Consider the following 20,644-nt stretch of genomic DNA (forward strand, 5'->3'; position numbering starts at 1 on the left):
TTCAGTGGGCGGGTGTCAGTTCCTGTCCCGCCTCCATCGGGTGCGTGAGGTCCTGGGCCTCCTTGTCCCTGCCGACGTGGTTGAAAAGGAGGTTCAGGACCACGGCCGTCACACAGCCGGTGGAGATGCCCGAGTCCAGGACGATCTTCGCGGTGTCGGGGAAGGCGTGGTAGAAGTCCGGCGCGGTGATCGGGACGATACCGACCGCGAGGGAGACGGCCACGATCAGGACGTTGTTGTCCTTCTCCAGTCCGGCCCGGACCAGGGTCTGGATGCCGCTGGCCGCGACCGAGCCGAACAGGACCACGCCGGCGCCGCCGAGGACCGGGCGGGGGACGACCGCGATGAGCGAGGCGGCCATCGGGCACAGGCCCATCAGGACCAGGAAGCCGCCGCCCACGGCGACGACGAAGCGGCTGCGGATCCGGGTCATGGCGACCAGGCCGATGTTCTGGGCGAACGCGCTGCACATGAAACCGTTGAACAGCGGGCTCAGGGCGGAGCCGAGGGTGTCCGCGCGCAGGCCGGCCGCGATGGTCTTCTCGTCCGCGGGGCGTTCGACGATCTCGCCGAGGGCCAGCATGTCGGCGGTGGACTCCGTCATGGAGACGACCATCACCACGCACAGGGACAGGATCGCGGCGATGTGGAACGTCGGTGCGCCGAAGTGGAACGGGGTCGGGAAGCCGGCGACGGCGGAGTGCGCGACGGGGCTGAAGTCGGTGACGCCGAAGGGTGTCGCGATGAGGGTGCCGACGATCAGGCCGAGCAGGACCGCGATCTGCTTGACGAAGCCGTGGGTGAACCGGCGCAGCAGCAGGACGATCAGCAGGGTGATGCCGGCCAGGGTGAGGTAGGTCGTCGAGCCGTAGTCGTGCGCGGCGGGGTTCGGTCCCTGGGCCCAGCCGAAGGCGACGGGCAGCAGGGAGACGCCGATCAGCGTGATGACCGAACCGGTGACGACAGGTGGGAAGAAACGGATCGCCTTGCTGAAGAAGGGCGCGGCGAGGAAGCCGATCAGACCGGCGACGATGACCGCCCCGAAGATCATCGGCAGGGCGTCGGCCCTGTTCTTCGCGGAGGCGGCGATCGCCGTCATGGGGGCGACGCCGGCGAAGGTCACGCCGTTGACGAAGGGCAGCCGGGCGCCGATCTTCCAGAGGCCGAGGGTCTGCAGGAAGGTGGCGAGCCCGGCGGTGAACAGACAGGCTCCGGTGAGGAAGGTGAGCTCTTTGCCGGACAGGCCTACGGCCGCGCCGACGATCAGGGGCGGGGCGACGACCCCCGCGTACATGGCGGCCACGTGCTGCAGGCCGCTGGTCGCCATTTTGAGGGCGGGGAGTTTCTCGTCGACAGGATGGGCGGCCACAGCGGCTCCTCCGAGCGGTTAACACGTCGTCCTCGACGCGGGTTTCATGGAGGTGGTGCGGGCGGTCATGGGGGGCGCCTCCCGGCTCGGGCGAAGCCGGCAGCCGGGGGAGGGACCGGGGACGGGGGTGTCCGAGCGGTTCGAGCGGTTGACCGTCCGGGGCGCGTGCGTTGGACACGCGCCCCGGACGGCTGCCGTGGACCCCGCTCGGGTCCACGGACCCCGGCCGGGAGCCGTCCCTCCTGGCCGGAGTGGCATCCGGCGGGCGGCCGTGAGCACGGCAGTCCACCGGCGTGTGCGGGGATCAGGCCTCGGCCGTGATCCTGGCGAGGCGCCGGGCCTCCTCGCGGGTGGCGCGGGCGACGGCGTCCTCGTCGACGGTGAGCAGGCGGCCGTTCTCCACGATCTGCCGGCCGCCCACGAACGACGCGGTGACCGGGGCCGCCGCGCCGAGGACCAGCGCGGCGACCGGGTCGGCGATGGAGGAGTGGGCGAGGGTGTCCATCCTCCACAGCACCACGTCGGCCAGTTTCCCCGGCTCCAGCGAGCCGATCTGGTCGGCCCGGCCGAGCACCCGGGCGCCGCCGTGGGTGGAGAGCCGGAGCGCCTGGCGGGTGTTCAGCGCGGCCTCGCGACGGGCGCCGAGCCGGTTGATCAGCAGGGCGTTGCGCAGCTCGGTGTGGAGTTCGCCGGACTCGTTGGAGGCGGTGCCGTCGACGCCGAGGCCGACCGGGACGCCGGCCTCCAGCATGTCGGGGACCCGCGCGATGCCTGCCCCCAGCCGGGCGTTGGACGACGGGCAGTGGGCGACCCCGGTGCCGGTGCGGGCGAACGCGGTGATGTCGGAGTCGTTCATGTGGACGCAGTGCGCCATCCACACGTCCGCACCGAGCCAGCCCGTGGACGCGAAGTAGTCGGTCGGGCCCATGCCGAACAGCTCGTGGCAGAACCTCTCCTCCTCCACGGTCTCCGAGCCGTGGGTGTGCAGCCGTACGCCGAGACGGCGGGCCGACCCGGCGGCCTCCCGCAGGAGTTCGGTGGACACCGAGAAGGGGGAGCAGGGGGCCATGGCCACCTGGGTCATGGCGTCGAAGGAGGCGTCGTGGTGCTGCTCGACGGTCTCCTCGGTGGCGGCGAGCGCGGCGTCCAGCGTCTCGACGGCGAAGTCCGGCGGCAGGCCGCCGTCCTTCTCGCCGCGGTCCATGGAGCCGCGGGCCAGCGTGAAGCGGACGCCCGTGTCGGCGGCGGCCCGGATGATCGAGCCGGACAGGTCGCCGGCTCCGCGCGGATACACGTAGTGGTGGTCCATGGCGGTGGTGACACCGCCGCGGGCCATCATCGCGAGGGAACCCTGCGCGGCCGTGTAGGTCATCCCCTCGTCGATGCGCGCCCAGATGGGGTACAGCGCGACGAGCCAGTCGAACAGGTGGTGGTCGGTGGCCAGGCCCCGGGTGATCCACTGGTAGAAGTGGTGGTGGGTGTTGACCAGTCCGGGCGTGGCCAGATGGCCGCTCCCGTCGATCCGGCGCACCACGTTCTCCAGGCCTTCGGGCGCCGGGCCCGCGCCGACCGACTCGATGCGGCCGCCGGCGAGGACGAGGTGGCCGCAGGCGTACTCCGTGTCGGCCGCGTCCACGGTCGCGACCGCGCAGTTCTCGATGACGACGCGGTCCTCGGTGTGCGCCGGCGGGGTGGAGCAAGGGGCGTGGGCCGGCCCCTGCGCAGGCTCTGCCATGGTGTTCCCTCCGGTGTGGCGTGTCCCCGGCCCCGCGGGCCGGGGACACGCGTCCCGCGTCAGAGGTTGGTCATGTCGACCGGGATCCTCGGCTCGCAGCCGTCCCGGAGGATGGTCGCCTCGATCAGGCCGTAGGGCCGGTCGGCGGCGAAGTAGACCTCGTTGTCGTTCTTGAGACCGAACGGCTCCAGGTCGACCAGGAAGTGGTGCTTGTTCGGCAGCGAGAAGCGGACCTCGTCGATCTCGCTGCGGTTGTTGATGATGCGCGCGCCCATCTGGTACAGCGTCTGCTGCAGGGAGAGGGAGTAGGTCTCGGCGAAGGCCTGGAGCATGTGCTTCTTGACCTGCTCGTAGGACTTCTCCCAGTTGGGCGTCCTCTGCTCGTCGTCGGTCCAGTTGAACCGCCAGCGGGCGGAGACCGAGGTCGCCAGGACCCGGTCGTACGCCTCCTTGAGGGTGGTGTACCGGTCCTTGACGTACCCCCAGAACTCGGAGTGGGTGGAGTTCATCACCGTCAGGTCCTTCAGACCGGAGACGACCTCCCACTTCTCTCCGTCGTAGGTGACCTGGGTGAGGCGGGTCTCCTGGCCCTTGCGGACGAAGGAGTGCTTGACCTCGTCGGCGCCGATGAACTGCGAGTTGGCGTCGGAGGTCTCGATCCGCTCCCAGGCGTACTCCTCGATCCGGATCCGGGCGTGGTGGATGGGCTCCTGAGAGGTGACGAAGTGACGGGCGAGGTGGATGCCGAACTGCTCGGCGGACTCGATGCCGTGCTCCTTGGCGAACGCGAACACCGTGTTCTTCGTGGTGTCCGTCGGCAGGACGTGGGCGTTGGAGCCGGAGTAGTGGACCTCGTCCATGTCGCCGCTCAGCGCGACGGAGACGTTGAGGTCCTTGATGTGGTGGGTGGCGCCGTCCCGCGTGATCTTTACGACTCGGTTCTCGGCCTTGCCGTACTGGTTCTGTCCCAGGATGGTGGGCATGAGCTAGCTCCCTCGGTAAACGGAGTAGCCGAACGGGTTGAGCAGCAGCGGTACGTGGTAGTGCTCGCCCGCCACGACGGCGAAGGTGATCGCCACCTCGGGGAAGAACACGACCGGTCCGCTGTCCCGATTCGCGGGGGCGTCCTGCTGCGCATCGGCTTGCTTCTTCTCGAAATACGGCTCCACCGCGAAGTCGAGCCGTACGTGTGTGGTCCCTTCCGGCAGGGCCGGCAGGTCCTTGCACCGGCCGTCGGCATCGGTCGCGGAGCCGCCGAGTTCCCGCCAGTGCGCCGTGCGTCCGCCGCGGGCGCTGAGCCGGACGGCGACGCTCTCGGCGGGGCGGCCGATCGAGGTGTCCAGGATGTGCGTGGACACGGAGGCGGTGGTGCTGGTGCTCATGGTGTCAGGCGTCCTCTTCGACGAGTCGGGCCAGTCGGATGCGGTTGATCTTGCCCAGCTCGGTGCGGACGATCTCCCGCTCCCGCTCCGGCGAGTTGCCGATCCGCTCCTTGACCGCGTCGCGCATCTGCTCACCGGTGCGGCCGGTGGCGCAGATCAGGAACACATGGCCGAACTTCTCCTGGTAGGCCAGGTTGAGTTCGAGCATCTCGGCCCTGAGTTCCTCGGCGGCGCCGGCCATGCCGGCCTGCTCCCGCGCGGAGGTCGGGTCCCCCGGCCTCGGGCGCCCGATCGGCGGATGCCCGGCCATCGCCTCCTGAAGGTCCGCCGTGGTCAGCTCGGCCATGGCGGCGTCGCTGGCGGCGTACAGCTGCTCGCGCGTGGCATAGGGGCGGGCGGCGAGCAGTCGCCGGGCCCACTCGGTGGAGGCGCACGCCTCGTGAAGGGCGGCGAGGGCCGCGCGCTCCTCCAGGTCGTTGAACCGGGCCAGGCCCGGGGGCGTGGAAATCGACGTCACGGGAGCCTCCGTGGCCGGATTCGGCCTTCGTGCTTCAGCGGGCTGCCGATAGCTAACGCCCCCGGCGACGCCACGTCAACACTTTGTTGAAAATTCCTCCGGGTGACAAACCTCCCGGTTCGGGGCGGCAGCAGCACCCCTCAGGGTGCGGGGCCGCGCCCGCCATGCGGCTCCGCCGCACGGGTGCACCCACCTGTCGGCGCAGCAGCGGCGCGACGACGGCCGCCCCCGCCACGCATGCCGCCTCCGGCCGGAGCACTACGCGCCCTTCTCGCGGTTCAGGTAGTTGTAGACCGTGAACCGGCTGACGCCGAGGGCGCCGGCCACGGTTTCCACGCCGTGACGCACGGAGAAGGCGCCGCGCGCCTCCAGCGTGCGGACGATCTCCTGCTTGGCCTTGCGGTCCAGGTCGGCCAGCGGTCTGCCCCGTCGGCGCTCCATCGCGGCCAGGATGTGGTCGAGGGAGTCCGCGAGCTGGGGCAGGCGTACGGCGACGACGTCGACGCCCTCCCAGGCGAGCACGACGTCCTCGGGGCCGGCCTCGTCCGGCGGGATCATCTCCGCGCCCATGGCGTCGACCAGCGGCTTCACGGCCGCGATGAAGGGCTCGTCCCCGCTCATCTGCCGCCCTCCCCGATCCCGTCGTCGATCACGTTGACCTGGAGCGAGATGCGGGTGGCACCGGCCTCCAGGGTCTTGCGCAACAGCGCGTCCACGGCGGTGAGGACGCGGTCGGCGTCGCCCTCGGCCGTGTTGCCGAACGGGCCGACGTCGACGGCGTCCAGTCCGGCGTTCTCGACGACCTCCCGCGCCACCAGGGCGTGCGCGGGCGCCTCGTCCAGGTCGAAGGGTTCGGTCGTGAACTCCACTCTCAATCGCACGCGCACAACCTAACGCGCGCCGCCCGCTTTCGGGCAGCGAGGAACGGCCCGGGGCCGCCAGGCCGGCCCGGCCCCCTTGACAAGCACCGACACAGGACGGCACTCTTCCATCAAGCAGAAGGCAACTTCCGCAATACGGAATATCGACCACGGAAGGGAGCGCGGCCCGAATGGGATTCGCAGACCAGCGCTTCAACGTCAACCTGTCGATCCTCTTCACGGAACTCCCGCTTCTCGAGCGCCCCGCGGCCGCCGCCGCGGCGGGCTTCACGGCGGTCGAGCTGTGGTGGCCCTGGGTCGACTCCCCCACCCCCGAGCAGTCCGAGCTCGACGCCCTGAGGAAGGCGATCGAGGACGCGGGCGTGCAGCTCACGGGCCTGAACTTCTACGCCGGGCGACTGCCGGGCCCCGACCGCGGGGCCCTGTCGGTGCCCGGCGCGGAGTCGGAGAGGTTCCGCGCCAACATCGACGTGACCGCCGACTTCGCCGCCTCCCTCGGCTGCAAGGCGCTCAACGCGCTCTACGGCAACCGCGTCGGGGGCGTCGACCCGGCCGAGCAGGACGCGCTCGCCCTGGAGAACCTCGCCCTCGCGGCCCGGGCGGCCGCCCGGATCGGCGCCGTCGTGCTGATCGAGGCGCTCAACGCGCCCGAGTCGCCGCTGTGCCCGATCGTGAGCGCGCCGAGGGCCGTCGACATCGTGGACAAGGTCAACGCGGCGACGGGCCTCGGCAACGCGAAGTTCCTCATGGACCTGTACCACCTGTCCATGAACGGCGAGGACCTGCCGACCGTCATCGACAGGTACGCGGCGCAGACCGGCCACGTGCAGATCGCCGACAACCCCGGCCGCGGCGCCCCGGGGACGGGTTCGCTCCCGCTCGAGGAACTGCTCGACCAGCTGCGGAAGGCCGGTTACGACGGCTGGGTCGGCCTGGAGTACAAGGCCGGCGACCGCCCGAGCGCCGAGTGCTTCGACTGGCTCCCTCGCGAAGCCCGCGCCGCGCGCCGAACCCCCTGACTTTGCAGAGCAGCAAGAGAGGCCCCCCATCATGAGCAACCTCCCCGCTTCTTCCCACCCGACCCGTCCGGCGATTGCGTGGATCGGCCTCGGCATCATGGGATCCCCCATGAGCGAGAACCTGATCAAGGCCGGCTACGACGTCACCGGCTTCACCCTGGAGCAGGAGAAGCTGGACCGCCTGGTGGCCGCCGGCGGCACCGCCGCCTCCTCCGTCGCCGAGGCCGTGCGCGACGCCGACGTGGTCATCACCATGGTGCCGGCGTCCCCGCAGGTGGAGGCCATCGCCTACGGCCCGGACGGCATCCTGGAGAACGCGAGGCCCGGCGCCCTGCTGATCGACATGTCCTCGATCACCCCGCAGACCTCCGTCGACCTTGCCAGGGCCGCCGAGGGCAGGGGCATCCGCGTGCTGGACGCCCCGGTCTCCGGCGGCGAGGCCGGAGCCGTCGAGGCCGTGCTGTCCATCATGGTCGGCGGTGAGCAGGCCGACTTCGAGCAGGCCGGGCCGATCTTCGAGGCGCTCGGCAGGACCGTCGTGCTGTGCGGCCCGCACGGCTGCGGCCAGACCGTGAAGGCCGCCAACCAGCTGATCGTCGCCGTGAACATCCAGGCGTGCGCCGAGGCCGTGGTCTTCCTGGAGAAGTCCGGCGTGGACCTGAAGGCCGCGCTCGACGTCCTGGCCGGCGGCCTGGCGGGCTCCACCGTACTGACGCGGAAGAAGGACAACTTCCTCGAGCGCGACTTCAAGCCGGGCTTCCGCATCGACCTGCACCACAAGGACATGGGCATCGTCACCGACGCGGCCCGCAACGTCGGCGCCGCTCTGCCGGTCGGGGCCGTGGTCGCCCAGCTGGTCGCCTCGCTGCGCGCCCAGGGTGACGGCGGCCTGGACCACTCGGCCCTGCTGCGGGCCGTGGAGCGCCTCTCGGGCGCCCGGGTCTGACCGGTACCCCACGGACTTCCGGGTGGCGCCGCCGCCGACACCTGTCCTGTCGCGCCCAGGCGGCGGCGCCGCCCGGAACACCCACCCCCCCGTTCAACAAACTGTTGACGTCAGGGTGGCCCACTTCTAGGCTCCACGAAGACTTCTAGGCTCCACAAAGCGGAAACAGGTTTCCGCTGCCCCGCACGGAAGGTCCACGATGTCGCAGCGCGTGCTCACGACAGAGTCCGGCGCCCCGGTCGCCGACAACCAGAATTCCGCCTCGGCCGGCGTAGGCGGCCCGCTCCTGATCCAGGACCAGCACCTGCTGGAGAAGCTCGCGCGCTTCAACCGCGAGCGGATCCCGGAGCGCGTCGTGCACGCCCGTGGCTCCGGCGCGTACGGCCACTTCGAGGTGACCGACGACGTCACCGGCTTCACCCACGCCGACTTCCTGAGCGAGATCGGCAGGCGCACCGAGGTGTTCGTGCGCTTCTCCACGGTCGCCGACTCCCTCGGCGGCGCCGACGCCGTCCGTGACCCGCGCGGTTTCGCGGTGAAGTTCTACACCGAGGAGGGCAACTACGACCTCGTCGGCAACAACACCCCGGTGTTCTTCATCAAGGACCCGATCAAGTTCCCCGACTTCATCCACTCGCAGAAGCGCGACCCGTTCACGGGGCGTCAGGAACCGGACAACGTCTGGGACTTCTGGGCGCACTCCCCCGAGGCCACGCACCAGGTGACCTGGCTGATGGGCGACCGTGGCATCCCGGCCTCGTACCGCCACATGAACGGCTACGGCTCGCACACCTACCAGTGGACGAACGCGCGGGGCGAGGCCTTCTTCGTCAAGTACCACTTCAAGACGAACCAGGGCATCCGCTGCCTGAGCAGCGAGCAGGCCGCGGAGATCGCGGGCAAGGACCCCGACTCCCACCAGACGGACCTGCTCCAGGCCATCGAGCGCGGAGTGCGCCCGTCCTGGACCCTCTACGTCCAGCTGATGCCGGTGGAGGACGCGGCCGACTACCGCTTCAACCCGTTCGACCTGACCAAGGTGTGGCCGCACAGGGACCACCCGTTGCGGCGGGTGGGCCGCCTGGTGCTGGACCGCAACCCGGACAACGTCTTCGCGGAGGTCGAGCAGGCCGCGTTCGCCCCCAACAACTTCGTGCCCGGCATCGGCCCGTCCCCGGACAAGATGCTCCAGGGCCGCCTGTTCGCCTACGCGGACGCGCACCGCTACCGCCTGGGTGTCAACCACACCCTGCTGCCTGTCAACTCCCCGAAGGCGGTCCCGGGCGGCGCCCGGAACTACGGCCGCGACGGCTTCATGGCGCTCAACCCCCAGGGCCGCGGCGCCAAGAACTACGAGCCGAACTCCTACGACGGCCCGGTGGAGACCGGCCGCCCGCTCTCGGCCCCCCTGGCGGTCCTCGGCCACACGGGCACCCACGCGGCGCCCCTCCACGCCAAGGACGACGACTTCGTCCAGGCCGGCGAGCTGTACCGCCTGATGTCGGCGGAGGAGAAGTCCCGCCTGGTCGCGAACATCGCAGGCAGCCTCTCGCAGGTCTCCCGCGACGACGTGATCGAGAAGAACCTGGCGCACTTCCACGCCGCCGACCCGGAGTACGGCAGGCGCGTGGAGGAGGCGGTCCGCGCCCTGCGCGAGGACTGAGACCGGCAACCCACCTGCTGCGTGCGAAGCCTGACGGAACGTCACGGTCCGCACGCGGCCCGCGCGGCTGCCGCACGGCCCGGATGAGGGGTGGCCGTACGGCGGTGGGCGCGGGCAGGGCGAGGACCGTGGTGGTCCGCGAGCCAGTGCGGTGGTGAAGGACCGGGTCCCCTTCTCGACCAGAGGGCAGGGGACCCGGCCCCGTCGCACCACCACGGTCCCGCCCAGCCCCCTTCCTTCGGGGGCCACCCACCCCGTCCGGCGGCGCGAACGACCTGTCGCGCCCAGCCTCGCGCCGTCGGACGGTCACCACACGGACACGAAGCGCTCTCCCTGCCGGGGGAGCGCTTCGTGCCGTCCGGACCCCCGGGGCTCGTTCGGCGTGCGGGGCCGCCGTATCCGCAGGAGGCTGAAGCCATGGGCAATACGCAGTTCCCGCACATCGTGGTCCACTCCCCCGCCCTGGACGGGTCCCGGCGAGTCACCGAGGGGGACGTGACGCTCGGGATCGCCTCGCATCTGGACGATGTCGTGGAGATCCTTCGGCTGGCCGATCTGGACCGGATCGAGGTGGAGGAGAGCGATCTGATCGAGTGGCAGGGCGGCGGGCCCGACGACTGGCCGGGGCTGTCGGAACACGAGCTTTGACGGCGGGCGTACGGCAGCGGCCGTAGGCGGGCTACGTCATCCTCAGATAAAGCTCTGAACTCCGCGGCACAGGCTTCAACCGGCCCCGGGACCGGGCAGATTAGGGGCACCGGGGGCCCGCCGGCACGGGGGCGGCGGGCCCCTCGACAGGGGTGGCACGGCACGCACGGGGGACGCGAAAGGGCGGCCCGTCCTTCGGGACGGGCCGCCCTTCGTGAGTGTCAGGCGGGGTCAGACCTTCAGCGGCTCGATCGACGTCGGCGCGTGGCCGGGCTCGGTGGCCAGGTCCTCGAACTCGCTGACGTCGCCGATGTCCATGGTGCGGCTCATCGAGATGTTGGTGATCCGCTCCAGGATCGCCTCGACCACGACCGGCACCTGATACTCGGCGGCCAGCTTCTTCGCCTGCTCGAACGCGGCGCCCAGCCGGTCCGGCTCGGTGACCCGGATCGCCTTGCAGCCCAGGCCCTCGGCGACCTTGACGTGGTCCACGCCGTAGACGCCGATCTCGGGCGTGTTGATGTTCTCGAACTCCAGGTTCACCTGGAAGTCGATGTCCAGGCCGAGCTGCGCCTGCCGGATCAGGCCCAGGTAGGCGTTGTTCACCAGGACGTGGACGTACGGGATCCTGTGCTGGGCGGCGACGGCCAGCTCCTCGATCAGGAACTGGAAGTCGTAGTCGCCGGACAGCGCGACGACCGGAGAGTCCGGGTCGGCCTTCGCGACGCCGATCGCGGCCGGGATGGTCCAGCCGAGCGGTCCCGCCTGGCCGCAGTTGATCCAGTGCCGCGGCTTGTAGACGTGCAGCATCTGCGCGCCGGCGATCTGGGAGAGGCCGATGGTGGTCACGTACCGGGTGTCCGGGCCGAAGGCCCTGTTCATCTCCTCGTACACGCGCTGCGGCTTCATCGGCACGTCGTCGAAGTGCGTACGCCGCAACAGCGTGGCCCTGCGCTCCCGGGTGGAGGCGACCCAGGCGGAGCGGTCGGGGAGCCTGCCGGCCGCCTTCAGTTCCTTCGCCGCCTCGACGAACAGCTCCAGCGCGATCTTGGCGTCGGAGACGACACCGTAGTCCGGCGGGAAGATCTTGCCGATCTGGGTCGGCTCGATGTCGACGTGGACGAACTTCCGCTCGCCGCGGTAGACGTCGAGCCTGTAACCGGTGTGGCGGTTGGCCCAGCGGTTGCCGATGCCGAGGACGAAGTCCGACTCCAGGAAGGTGGCGTTGCCGTACCGGTGCGAGGTCTGCACGCCCACCATGCCGGCGTTCAGCTCGTGGTCGTCGGGCAGCGCGCCCCAGCCCATCAGGGTCGGGACGACCGGTGTCCGGGTCAGCTCGGCGAACTCCACCAGCAGGTCGGCGGCGTCGGCGCCGAGGACGCCGCCGCCGGCGATGATGACCGGGCGCTCCGAGGCCAGCAGGAAGGAGATCGCCTTCTCGATCTGGGCCCGGGTCGCGGCCGGCTTGTAGACGGGCAGCGGCTCGTACGTCTCCGGGTCGAACTCGATCTCGGTCTGCTGGACGTCGATCGGCAGGTCGACGAGGACCGGGCCGGGACGGCCGGAGCGCATCAGGTGGAAGGCCTGCTGGAAGACGCCGGGGACCTGGGCGGCCTCCAGGACGGTCACCGCCATCTTCGTGACCGGCCTGGCGATCGAGGCGATGTCGACGGCCTGGAAGTCCTCCTTGTGGATCACGCTGGTGGGCGCCTGGCCCGTGATGCACAGGATCGGGACGGAGTCGCCGATGGCCGAGTACAGGCCGGTGATCATGTCGGTGCCGGCGGGGCCGGACGTGCCGATGCAGACGCCGATGTTGCCCGGCCTGGTGCGGGTGTATCCCTCGGCCATGTGCGAGGCGCCCTCGACGTGGCGGGCGAGAGTGTGGTGGATGCCGCCGCCCTCCTTGAGGGCCTTGTAGAACGGGTTGATCGCCGCGCCCGGCACACCGAAGGCGTCGGTGACGCCCTCGCGCTTGAGGATCTCAACTGCCGCACGGGCAGCGGTCATACGAGCCATCGAGTACTCCTGCTTCGGCTTCTCGGATGCGTACTCCCGTCGCGCCCCGCGGTGAGCACAGTCTCCAGATCGTCGACTTCCGACGCTGCATTTCCACATTGCGGAACTCAACTTCTGCTATCTGGAATCAATGTAGAAGTGCAGGCCAATGTCGTCAAGAGACGGAGCCAGGAGGGCAAGCGCCGGACAAACGGAGTGGCGAAGGAGGAGGATGGGTGCCGCTGTCCCGACGCGACGGACCCGACGCGACGCCTGGGAGATGGGTCATGCCCGAGAGTGTGCCGGTGCGCTGCCCGGCCTGCCGGCGCGAGCACGTCTACACCGCGCCGTCGTATCCCTGCGCGTGCGGTGCGCCCACCGCCCCGTACCTGGACCCGGCCGCCGGACCGCTGGTAGCGGCACACCGGGCCTGGGAGGACGAGTGGACCGCCGTGCCCTGCACGGCGTGCGGGCGGCGGAACCAGTGGCCGCATCCGGAGCTGGGCTGCGCCTGCGGAACGGTCCTGCGCATCCCGGTGGCCCCTCCGGTGCCCCCTGGGACAGCACGGACGGCGGTCGAGGCGGCCCCCGCCGGCCCCGGCACGCCCGCCGCGGGGACCAGGCCTGAGCCGGCCGTCCGCCGGGCCGTCCTCCAGCCGCGCGCCATCCGCACCGCCCGCGACGCCGTCACCGTGGCCGCGCTCTGTCTGGGCCGACTCGGTTACCGGGACGTCCGCCGCGCCGACCAGCGGCCGCCGAACGGCTTCGGGCTCGCCGCGCCCGGCCTCCTCGCCCTGGTCGACCCGTCCGTGCGCCCGGCGGCGGCGCGTGATGTGGAGTGCCTGTGGCTGACGGCGATGACGCAGTCGGCCGACTGCGTGTACTTCTCCCTCGCCGGGTACACGGCGGCGGCCCTGGCCGGCGCGGACGCCCTCGGCATCCCCCTGTTCGTGCTGGACCTGGCTGGCGTCGCCCGGCCGGTGAACGACCCGGCCGTCGCCCTGAGAACCACCGGCGCACCGGGACCGGACACCCCGGCGCGCGACGGACTCGGCTGACGTACGACCGGCCGGTCGCGCACCGGCGGGGCGCACCGCAAGGCGACGCGGGCGTCGTCGCCGGGCACCTGGCCGGCGTGCGACGGCATCCGACGAGCCCCGGTCGGGGTGTGCCGCCGACAGCGCGCTCGGCCCGGGGCCCGCCGTGGAACAGGATGCGGTTGCTCGCTCAGGAGCGTTTCATGCCTGGTGCATCTCCCGCAGTTCGACTTTGCGCACCTTGCCGGACACCGTCATCGGGAAGGAGTCGAGGATCCGCAGCCGGCTGGGAATCTTGTAGTGCGCGAGTCTGCCCCGGCAGAAGGCGCGCAGCTCCTCCAGGCTGAGCGGGTCGGACGCGTCCTGCGGGATCACGCAGGCGAGCACCTCCTCGCCGTACTTCTCGTGCGGCACCCCGACGACCTGGACGTCCCTGATCCTGGGGTGGGCGTAGAGGAACTCCTCGATCTCGCGCGGGTAGATGTTCTCGCCGCCCCGGATGATCATGTCCTTGATCCGGCCGACGATCTCGACGTACCCGTTCTCGCGCATCACCGCCAGGTCCCCGGTGTGCATCCAGCGGCCCGCGTCGACGGCCTCGGCGGTCTTCTCCGGCTCGTTCCAGTAGCCGAGCATCACGCTGTAGCCACGGGTGCACAACTCCCCCGCCGTGCCGCGCGGCTGGGTGACCCCGGTGGCCGGGTCGACGACCTTGACCTCCAGGTGGGGCAGGACGCGGCCGACGGTGCCGGTGCGGTGCTCGAGGTCGTCCTCCATCCGGGTCTGCAGCGACACCGGGGACGTCTCGGTCATGCCGTAGCAGATGGAGACCTGCGCCATGTGCATCTCGGCGACGACCCGCTTCATCACCTCCACCGGACACGGCGAGCCCGCCATGATCCCGGTGCGCAGGGTCGACAGGTCGTACGTCGCGAAGTCCGGGAGGTTCAGCTCGGCGATGAACATCGTCGGCACGCCGTACAGGGACGTGCAGCGCTCCCGCTGCACCGCCTCCAGGGTGACCCTCGGCTCGAAGGAGGGGGCCGGGATGACCATGCAGGCGCCGTGCGAGGTGGCCGCGAGGTTGCCCATCACCATGCCGAAACAGTGGTAGAAGGGCACCGGGATGCAGATCCTGTCCTGCTCGGTGTAGGCGATCAACTCCCCGACGAAGAAGCCGTTGTTGAGGATGTTGTGGTGGGACAGGGTGGCGCCCTTCGGGAAACCGGTCGTCCCCGAGGTGTACTGGATGTTGATCGGGTCGTCGCAGGACAGTTCCCCGTAGGGCGCGTCGCCCGTGCCCCGTGCGAGCAGCGCCTCCCAGCCCGGGTCGCCGATGTACACGACCTCGCGCAGCGCCGGGCACCTGTGGCGCACCTCCTCGACCATGGCGCGATAGTCGCTGCCCTTGTGGCTGAGGGAGGCGACCAGCAGCGATATCCCGGCCTGGCGGAGGACGTACTCCACCTCGTGGGTGCGGTAGGCCGGGTTGATGTTCACCATGACCGCGCCGACGCGGGCGGTGGCGTACTGGACGAGCACCCACTCCGGGCAGTTGACGGCCCAGATGCCCACCCGGTCGCCCTTGACGACTCCGCTGGCCACCAGGGCCTGCGCCAGCTCCTCGACGGCCGCACCGAATTCGGCGTACGTCCAGCGCCGCCCCGAGGGCACGTCGACCAGTGCCTCGCGGTCCGGCCACGTCGCCACGGCCCGGTCGAGGTTGGCGCCGATGGTGTCGCCGAGCAGGGCGGTGGCACCGGTTCCGTGCGTGTACGACAGCTCAGCGGTCACCGGAAGTCCTCCTCGCGGTACTCGTTCTCGGAGCCCTGGGCCGTCGCCTCGCGCAGCTCGATCCGGCGGATCTTGCCGGAGACCGTCTTGGGCAGCGTGCCGAACTCCAGCCGGCGGATGCGCTTGTAGGGGGCGAGCACCTGGCGGGAGTGCTCGAAGATGACCTTCGCGGTGTCCGGTCCGGGCTGGTAGCCCGCGGCGAGCACGACGTACGCCTTGGGCACGGCGAGCCGCAGCTCGTCCGGCGCGGGCACGACGGCGGCCTCGGCCACCGCCTCGTGTTCCAGCAGCGCGCTCTCCAGCTCGAACGGGCTGATCTTGTAGTCGGAGGCCTTGAAGACGTCGTCGGCGCGGCCGACGTAGGTCAGGAAGCCGTCCTCGTCGCGGGAGGCGATGTCCCCGGTGCGGTAGTAGCCGCCCGCCATGGCCTCCGCCGTACGGTCCGGGTCGCCGTGGTAGCCGGTCATCAGGCCGATCGGGCGCTCGGCGAGGTCCAGGGCGATCTCGCCCTCGGTGGCGCCGGGCACGCCGGAGACCGGGTCGAGGAGTTCGACGTGGTAGCCGGGGCTGGGGCGGCCCATGGAGCCGGTCTTCAGCGGCTGGCCGGGGCTGTTGGAGACCTGCACGGCGGTCTCGGTCTGCCCGAAGCCGTCCCGGATGGTGACGCCCCAGGCCCGCCGGACCTGCTCGATGACCTCGGGGTTGAGCGGCTCGCCCGCGGCCACGACCTCGCGGGGCGGGGTGCGCAGCTGGCCGAGGTCGGCCTGGATGAGCATGCGCCACACCGTCGGCGGAGCACAGAACGTGGTCACTGCCGCCCGGTCCATCTCGGCCATCAACCGGGCCGCGTCGAACCGTGTGTAGTTGAAGAGGAAGACGGTCGCCTCGGCGTTCCACGGCGCGAACAGATTGGACCAGGCGTGCTTGGCCCAGCCCGGCGAGGAGATGTTCAGGTGCACGTCGCCGGGTTTCAGACCGATCCAGTACATGGTCGCCAGGTGCCCGATCGGGTACGAGGCGTGGGTGTGCTCGACCAGCTTGGGCCGGGCGGTGGTACCGGAGGTGAAGTAGAGCATCAGCGGGTCGTCGGCGAGCGTGGGGCCGTCGGGCAGGAACTCGGCGGGGGCGGTGTACGCGTCCTCGTACGGCTCCCAGCCCTCCTGGGGCGGCCCGCCGACCGAGATCCGGGTGTAGGCACCGGGTACGTCGGCCAACTTGGCGGTGTCCCCGGTCCGCACGATCACGTGCTTGACCCGGCCCCGGTCCACCCGGTCGCGCAGGTCGGCCGGACCGAGCAGCGGGGTGGCCGGGATGACCACGGCACGCAGCTTCATCGCGGCCAGCGCGGTCTCCCACAGCTCGGTCTGGTTGCCGAGCATGACGAGGATCCGGTCCTCGGCGGCGACGTTCCGGCTGCGCAGATGGTTCGCGACCCGGTTCGAGCGCTCGGACATCTCGGCGAACGACAGCCGCCGCTCGCTGCCGTCCTCCCCGACGATGTGCAGCGCGGTCCGGTCGTTGCCGGCGGCGATCACGTCGAACCAGTCCAGCGCCCAGTTGAAGTGCACGGGCCGCGGCCAGGCGAAGCCCGCGTACGCGGCGGCATAGTCCTCGCGGTGTTCCAGCAGGAAGTCCCGCGCCCCGCGGAACTGCTCGGTCGCCGTCGTCATCTGTCCTCCTCTGTACCGGACCATTGCCGGGCGGCTCTCTGGCATCGTCTAATCCGTGATGCAGGTCTCACCACCCCCGTATGGGGGTGTGGGCGGCAGAAAGGGCGAGCACGTGACGGCAGACGCGGCGGGGGCGGTGGAGATCGGCGGCGGGCTGGCCCGGTTGCGGCGGGCCACGGGCCTCCCGGTCGCCTTCGGCGGTCTGGTGGAGTACGGCCGGCCGCAGATCCGGATCAGCGAGCTGAGCGGCACGACGACCGCCGCCCTGCGCTCCCTCGCGGTGACCTCGGGCAACGGGCTCGGCGGCAAGTCGGTGGCGCTGGCCCGGCCGTGCGCGGTGACGGACTACTCCAGCTCCCGGCAGATCAGCCACGAGTACGACGTCCCGGTGGCCGCCGAGGGCATCCGCTCGGTGCTCGCGGTGCCCGTGGTGGTACGGCGCCGGGTGCGCGGGGTGCTCTACGGGGCGCTGCGCTCGGCCCAGCCGCTCGGCGACCGCACACTGGGCGCGGCGATGGCCGTCGCGCGGGACGTGGAGCAGGCGCTGGTGGTGCGGGACGAGGCCGGGGAACTGCTGGCGGCGGCCCGGCCGGAGCCCGCCGGCGACCGGGGTGCAGCCTGGGAACAGGTCCGGGAGGCGCATGCGGCGCTGCGGGCCCTGGCGCCGCGGATCGACGATCCGGGCCTGCGCGCGGAACTGCTGGCGGCCTGCGGCCTGCTGACGGCGCCGCCCCGATCCGGTGGTGTGACCCTGGCGCCGCGGGAACTCGACGTGTTGTCCTGGGTGGCGGCGGGGGCGACCAACGCGGCCGTGGCCGAGCGGCTGGGGCTGCGCCCGGAGACGGTGAAGGGCTATCTGCGCTCGGCGATGCGGAAGCTGGGCGCGCACACCCGAGGGGAGGCGGTGACCGCGGCCCGCAGGGCGGGGCTGTTGCCATGACGGGACGACCGTCAGGAAACCTGCTCATTCCGGCGTGGGCGCCTTGAATTCGCTCATGGTTGACCGGCTGTTATTTCCCTCACCGCAGCCTCCGTCCGAATTTCAAGGATCGTTGCCTAGAATTTGGCCCGGACACGACACACGAGGGGAGCGGTGACCGTGCGACGGGACTTCCAGGAGCCTGCCAGGTGCCGCCCCGACCTGGTCATCGGCCGCGAGGATCTGTTCGCCGGCGCCCGTGACCAACTCGCCTCCGGCGGCAGTGTGCTGCTGCACGGTCCCGCCGGAATAGGAAAATCGACCGTGCTGCGGGCATTGGCCGAGGAATACGGCGCCACCGCCCGCACCGTCCTGCGCTGCTCCGCCACCGAGTCCGAATCGCATCTTCCCTTCCTGGCCCTCGCCGACCTCCTCGGCCTGGTCCTCGACGACGTCGCGCCCCGGCTGCCCCTCGCCCAGCGCACCGCCCTGGAGTCGGCGCTCACCGGCCGCGGCGAGTCCAGCCTCCAGCGCGACGGCCTCGCCCTGCGCCTCGCGGTCCTCTCCTCGCTGCGCGCGCTGGCCGCGCGCGGCGGCGTCCTCGTCGTCGCCGACGATCTGCAGTGGCTGGACCCGGCCAGCGCCGAACTGCTCGGCTTCGCCGCCCGCCGTCTGGAGGGCACCCCGGTGCAACTGCTGTGCGCGGTGCGTACCGAGGGCACGGAGAGCCAGGCGTACGACCGGTATCTGCGTGCCTGCCCGCCGGGCACCCTCGCGGTCCGTCTCGGCTCGCTGACCCGCGCCCAGGTCGCCCAGCTGCTCGACCACCGCGGCCACGGCGGTCTGCCCCGCTCCACGGTCCGCGAGATCCACCGCACCTCGGGCGGCAACCCGCTGTTCGCCCTGGAACTCGGCCGCGCCCTCGCCGACAGCCCCACCCCGCCCCGGCCGGGCGAGCCGCTGCCGGTGCCGACCAGCCTGCGCGCCCTGGTGCTCAGCCGACTGGACATGCTGTCGGTCGAGGCCCGCCGCACCCTGCTGGTGGCCAGTGCCGGCGCCCGCCCCACCACGGCGCTGCTGCACGCGGCCGGCCGGGACAACGCCGAGGCCGAGTGCGCCCAGGCCGCCGAACTGGGCCTGCTGGCCACCGAGCCGGACGCCCCCGCCGTACGGTTCGCGCACCCGCTGATCTCGGCCGCGCTGTACGCGGAGGCGCCCGCGCCCGAGCGGCGGGCCGCGCACGCGGCGCTGTCCACCGCCGCCTCCGACCCGATCGAACGCGCTCGGCACCTCGCCCTGGCCACCACCGGCACCGACCCGGAGGTCGCCGCCCGGCTCGCCGAGGCCGCCGCCCTCGCCCGGGACCGCGGCGCCCCCTCGGTCGCCGCCCACCTGGGTCTGCTGGCCGCCCGGCACACCCCCGCAGAGGGAGTGCCGAGCCCTCAGGAACGCCGGCTGCAGGCCGCCGAGGACGCGATCACCGCCGGCGAGATCGACCTGGCCCGCGACATCGCCCGCGAGGTGCTGGCCCGTACGAGCGTGCCCGCCGAACGGGTGCGGGCCTGGATCATCGTCATCGACAGCGCCGGACACACCATGTCCGAGGTCGACGCCGTCTTCCCGCAGGCCCTCGCCGACGCCGACGACGACCCCCGGCTGCTGGCGCTGGTGCACTACCAGCTGGCGTGGCGGGCGCTGATCGTGGAGGGCGACTTCACCGAGGCCCGTGCGGCCGCCGCACACGCCGCCGAGCTGGCCGCACGCGGCACGGACCGGCGCACCGAGCTGCTCGCCCTCGCCTTCCAGGCGCAGACCGAGACCCTGATGGGCCACCCGGACGCGCCCCGGACCATCAAGCGCGCGCTGAAGGAGCCTCAGGACCCCAGGGTGGCCTGGCACCACAACGGGGCGGGCAGCGCCCGGTTCCGCTGGCTGGTGATGAGCGACCAGCTGACCGAGGCCCGGGCGACGGTGACCGCGCTGCTGCGCGAGGTGCGCCGGCGCGGCTCGGTGGAGAGCGAGGTGCACTTCCTGCGCGGGCTCGCCGAGACGGAACTGCGCGCCGGGCACTGCGGGCGCGCCCTGGAGCTGGCCCGCGAGAGCCTGCGCCTGGCCCGGGACTCCGGGATCGGCGAGACCGCCTCGGCGATGCTCACCTCGCTCGCGGAGGCCTCCGGCGGCGATGTGGACCGGGCGCTGGCGCTCGCCCGGGAGGCGGTGGAGCACGCCGAGGAGGACGGCGACCAGATGTACCTCTCCCGGGCCCTGGGCGCGCTCGGGTACGCCCAGCTCGTGGCCGGGGACCCGGCGGGCACCGTGCGCTCGCTGCGCCGCGTGCGCACGCTGGAGCTGGGCCTCGGCATCACCGACCCGGCGCGCGGGCGCTGGCAGGGCGACCTCGCCGAGGCGCTGGTCCGGACCGGTGAACCGGCCGAGGCGCAGGACGTCATCGACGGCAGCCGCGAACACGCGCTGCGGCTGGGCCGGGGGAGCGTGCTCGCGGTCCTCGACCGCTCCGAGGCGCTGGTGCGGGCCGCCCGGGGCGACCTGGAGGCGGCCGTGGCCCAGCTGACGTCCGCTCAGGACCGGCTCGGCAAGCTCGGCTACGGTCTGGAGGAGGCACGGGCGGCGTTCGCCCTGGCCCGGTTGCGCGACGGGCGCCCGGGCGCCTCGGCGTACGACCAGGCCACCCGCATGTTCCGCCGCTGCCGGGCGTTGCCCTGGCTGCGCCAGGTGGACGAGTCCCTCGCCGCCGCGCCGGAACCCGGGCCGGACGCCCTGGACGCGCTGCAGGCGCTGGCCGCGATGGAGCGTCAGGTCGCCGCGCTGGTCATGGAGGGCGCCACCAACCGGGAGATCGCCGCGCGGCTGTACATCAGCGTCAAGACGGTGGAGGCGACCCTGACCCGGGTCTACCGCAAGCTGGGGATCCGGTCCCGGGTGGACATCGTCCGATTGGCGGCGGCTCGACGGGCGCGCTGAGCGTCGCCCTAGTTAACTGAGCCGGACCGAGGGTTTTCCCTCACCCGGCCCCCTAGGGGGTTCCCTCATTGGGAGCCGGGGGTT

The 20,644-nt window shown here is 71.7% G+C and carries 17 protein-coding genes; 7 read left to right on the forward strand and 10 right to left on the reverse strand.

All coding sequences use genetic code 11. The features are described from left to right. Position 1: 1 nt before the first annotated feature. The 7 genes from AC5WRT_RS36705 to AC5WRT_RS36735 form a co-directional block, all read right to left on the reverse strand. Entirely contained in the window at positions 2–1,369 is a 1,368-nt protein-coding gene (locus AC5WRT_RS36705) for a nucleobase:cation symporter-2 family protein (protein ID WP_496101013.1), read from the reverse strand. 304 nt (positions 1,370–1,673) lie between these two features. After that, positions 1,674–3,104 carry an 8-oxoguanine deaminase gene (locus AC5WRT_RS36710; protein WP_496101014.1) on the reverse strand — a complete coding sequence of 477 codons (1,431 nt, stop codon included), beginning with the start codon at positions 3,102–3,104 and terminating at the stop codon, positions 1,674–1,676. 59 nt (positions 3,105–3,163) lie between these two features. Further along, positions 3,164–4,087 (reverse strand): factor-independent urate hydroxylase, encoded by a 924-nt coding sequence (gene pucL / locus AC5WRT_RS36715; protein ID WP_496101015.1) that lies wholly within the window; start codon positions 4,085–4,087, stop codon positions 3,164–3,166. Positions 4,088–4,090: 3 nt separating this feature from the next. Then, positions 4,091–4,486: a hydroxyisourate hydrolase gene (gene uraH, locus AC5WRT_RS36720; protein ID WP_496098511.1), complete on the reverse strand. Its 396-nt coding sequence runs from the start codon at positions 4,484–4,486 to the stop codon at positions 4,091–4,093. A 4-nt stretch (positions 4,487–4,490) separates the two neighbouring features. Then, complete coding sequence (gene uraD, locus AC5WRT_RS36725; RefSeq protein ID WP_496098512.1) at positions 4,491–5,003, reverse strand: 2-oxo-4-hydroxy-4-carboxy-5-ureidoimidazoline decarboxylase; 513 nt, start codon at positions 5,001–5,003, stop codon at positions 4,491–4,493. A 258-nt stretch (positions 5,004–5,261) separates the two neighbouring features. Further along, positions 5,262–5,624 (reverse strand): helix-turn-helix domain-containing protein, encoded by a 363-nt coding sequence (locus tag AC5WRT_RS36730; RefSeq protein ID WP_496098513.1) that lies wholly within the window; start codon positions 5,622–5,624, stop codon positions 5,262–5,264. After that, positions 5,621–5,884: a thiamine-binding protein gene (locus tag AC5WRT_RS36735; RefSeq protein WP_496101016.1), complete on the reverse strand. Its 264-nt coding sequence runs from the start codon at positions 5,882–5,884 to the stop codon at positions 5,621–5,623. The genes AC5WRT_RS36730 and AC5WRT_RS36735 overlap by 4 nt, the downstream gene beginning before the upstream one ends. Before the next feature lie 170 nt (positions 5,885–6,054). Between AC5WRT_RS36735 and AC5WRT_RS36740 the strand changes: the two genes are divergently transcribed. From AC5WRT_RS36740 to AC5WRT_RS36755, 4 genes are all read left to right on the forward strand, one after another. Next, a complete protein-coding gene (locus AC5WRT_RS36740; protein WP_496098515.1) occupies positions 6,055–6,903 on the forward strand; it encodes a TIM barrel protein in 849 nt (282 codons plus the stop codon). A gap of 31 nt (positions 6,904–6,934) precedes the next feature. Continuing rightward, a complete protein-coding gene (locus tag AC5WRT_RS36745; protein ID WP_496098516.1) occupies positions 6,935–7,849 on the forward strand; it encodes a 2-hydroxy-3-oxopropionate reductase in 915 nt (304 codons plus the stop codon). 199 nt (positions 7,850–8,048) lie between these two features. Then, on the forward strand, positions 8,049–9,512 hold the full coding sequence (locus AC5WRT_RS36750) for a catalase (protein WP_496098517.1): 1,464 nt from the start codon (positions 8,049–8,051) through the stop codon (positions 9,510–9,512). 417 nt (positions 9,513–9,929) lie between these two features. Beyond that, a complete protein-coding gene (locus AC5WRT_RS36755) occupies positions 9,930–10,160 on the forward strand; it encodes a hypothetical protein (protein ID WP_208898006.1) in 231 nt (76 codons plus the stop codon). A 231-nt stretch (positions 10,161–10,391) separates the two neighbouring features. On the opposite strand, the gene gcl is transcribed toward AC5WRT_RS36755, so the two are convergent. Next, a complete protein-coding gene (gene gcl, locus AC5WRT_RS36760) occupies positions 10,392–12,179 on the reverse strand; it encodes a glyoxylate carboligase (protein WP_496098518.1) in 1,788 nt (595 codons plus the stop codon). 266 nt (positions 12,180–12,445) lie between these two features. On the opposite strand from gcl, the gene AC5WRT_RS36765 reads away from it, so the two are divergent. After that, a complete protein-coding gene (locus AC5WRT_RS36765) occupies positions 12,446–13,216 on the forward strand; it encodes a hypothetical protein (protein ID WP_496101017.1) in 771 nt (256 codons plus the stop codon). Positions 13,217–13,396: 180 nt separating this feature from the next. Here AC5WRT_RS36765 and AC5WRT_RS36770 read toward each other — a convergent pair whose 3' ends face one another. Beyond that, positions 13,397–14,989, reverse strand: a complete 1,593-nt coding sequence (locus AC5WRT_RS36770; protein ID WP_496101018.1) for an AMP-binding protein — start codon at positions 14,987–14,989, stop codon at positions 13,397–13,399. After that, the gene (locus AC5WRT_RS36775; protein WP_496101019.1) at positions 14,986–16,659 is read right to left on the reverse strand and encodes an AMP-binding protein; all 1,674 of its coding nucleotides are present in this window, start codon (positions 16,657–16,659) and stop codon (positions 14,986–14,988) included. The genes AC5WRT_RS36770 and AC5WRT_RS36775 overlap by 4 nt, the downstream gene beginning before the upstream one ends. A gap of 112 nt (positions 16,660–16,771) precedes the next feature. On the opposite strand from AC5WRT_RS36775, the gene AC5WRT_RS36780 reads away from it, so the two are divergent. After that, on the forward strand, positions 16,772–17,599 hold the full coding sequence (locus tag AC5WRT_RS36780; protein ID WP_496098523.1) for a helix-turn-helix transcriptional regulator: 828 nt from the start codon (positions 16,772–16,774) through the stop codon (positions 17,597–17,599). A 153-nt stretch (positions 17,600–17,752) separates the two neighbouring features. Then, positions 17,753–20,560 carry an ATP-binding protein gene (locus AC5WRT_RS36785; protein ID WP_496098524.1) on the forward strand — a complete coding sequence of 936 codons (2,808 nt, stop codon included), beginning with the start codon at positions 17,753–17,755 and terminating at the stop codon, positions 20,558–20,560. The last annotated feature ends 84 nt before the right edge of the window (positions 20,561–20,644 follow it).

The sequence above is a fragment of the Streptomyces sp. NTD91 genome (assembly GCF_059510455.1).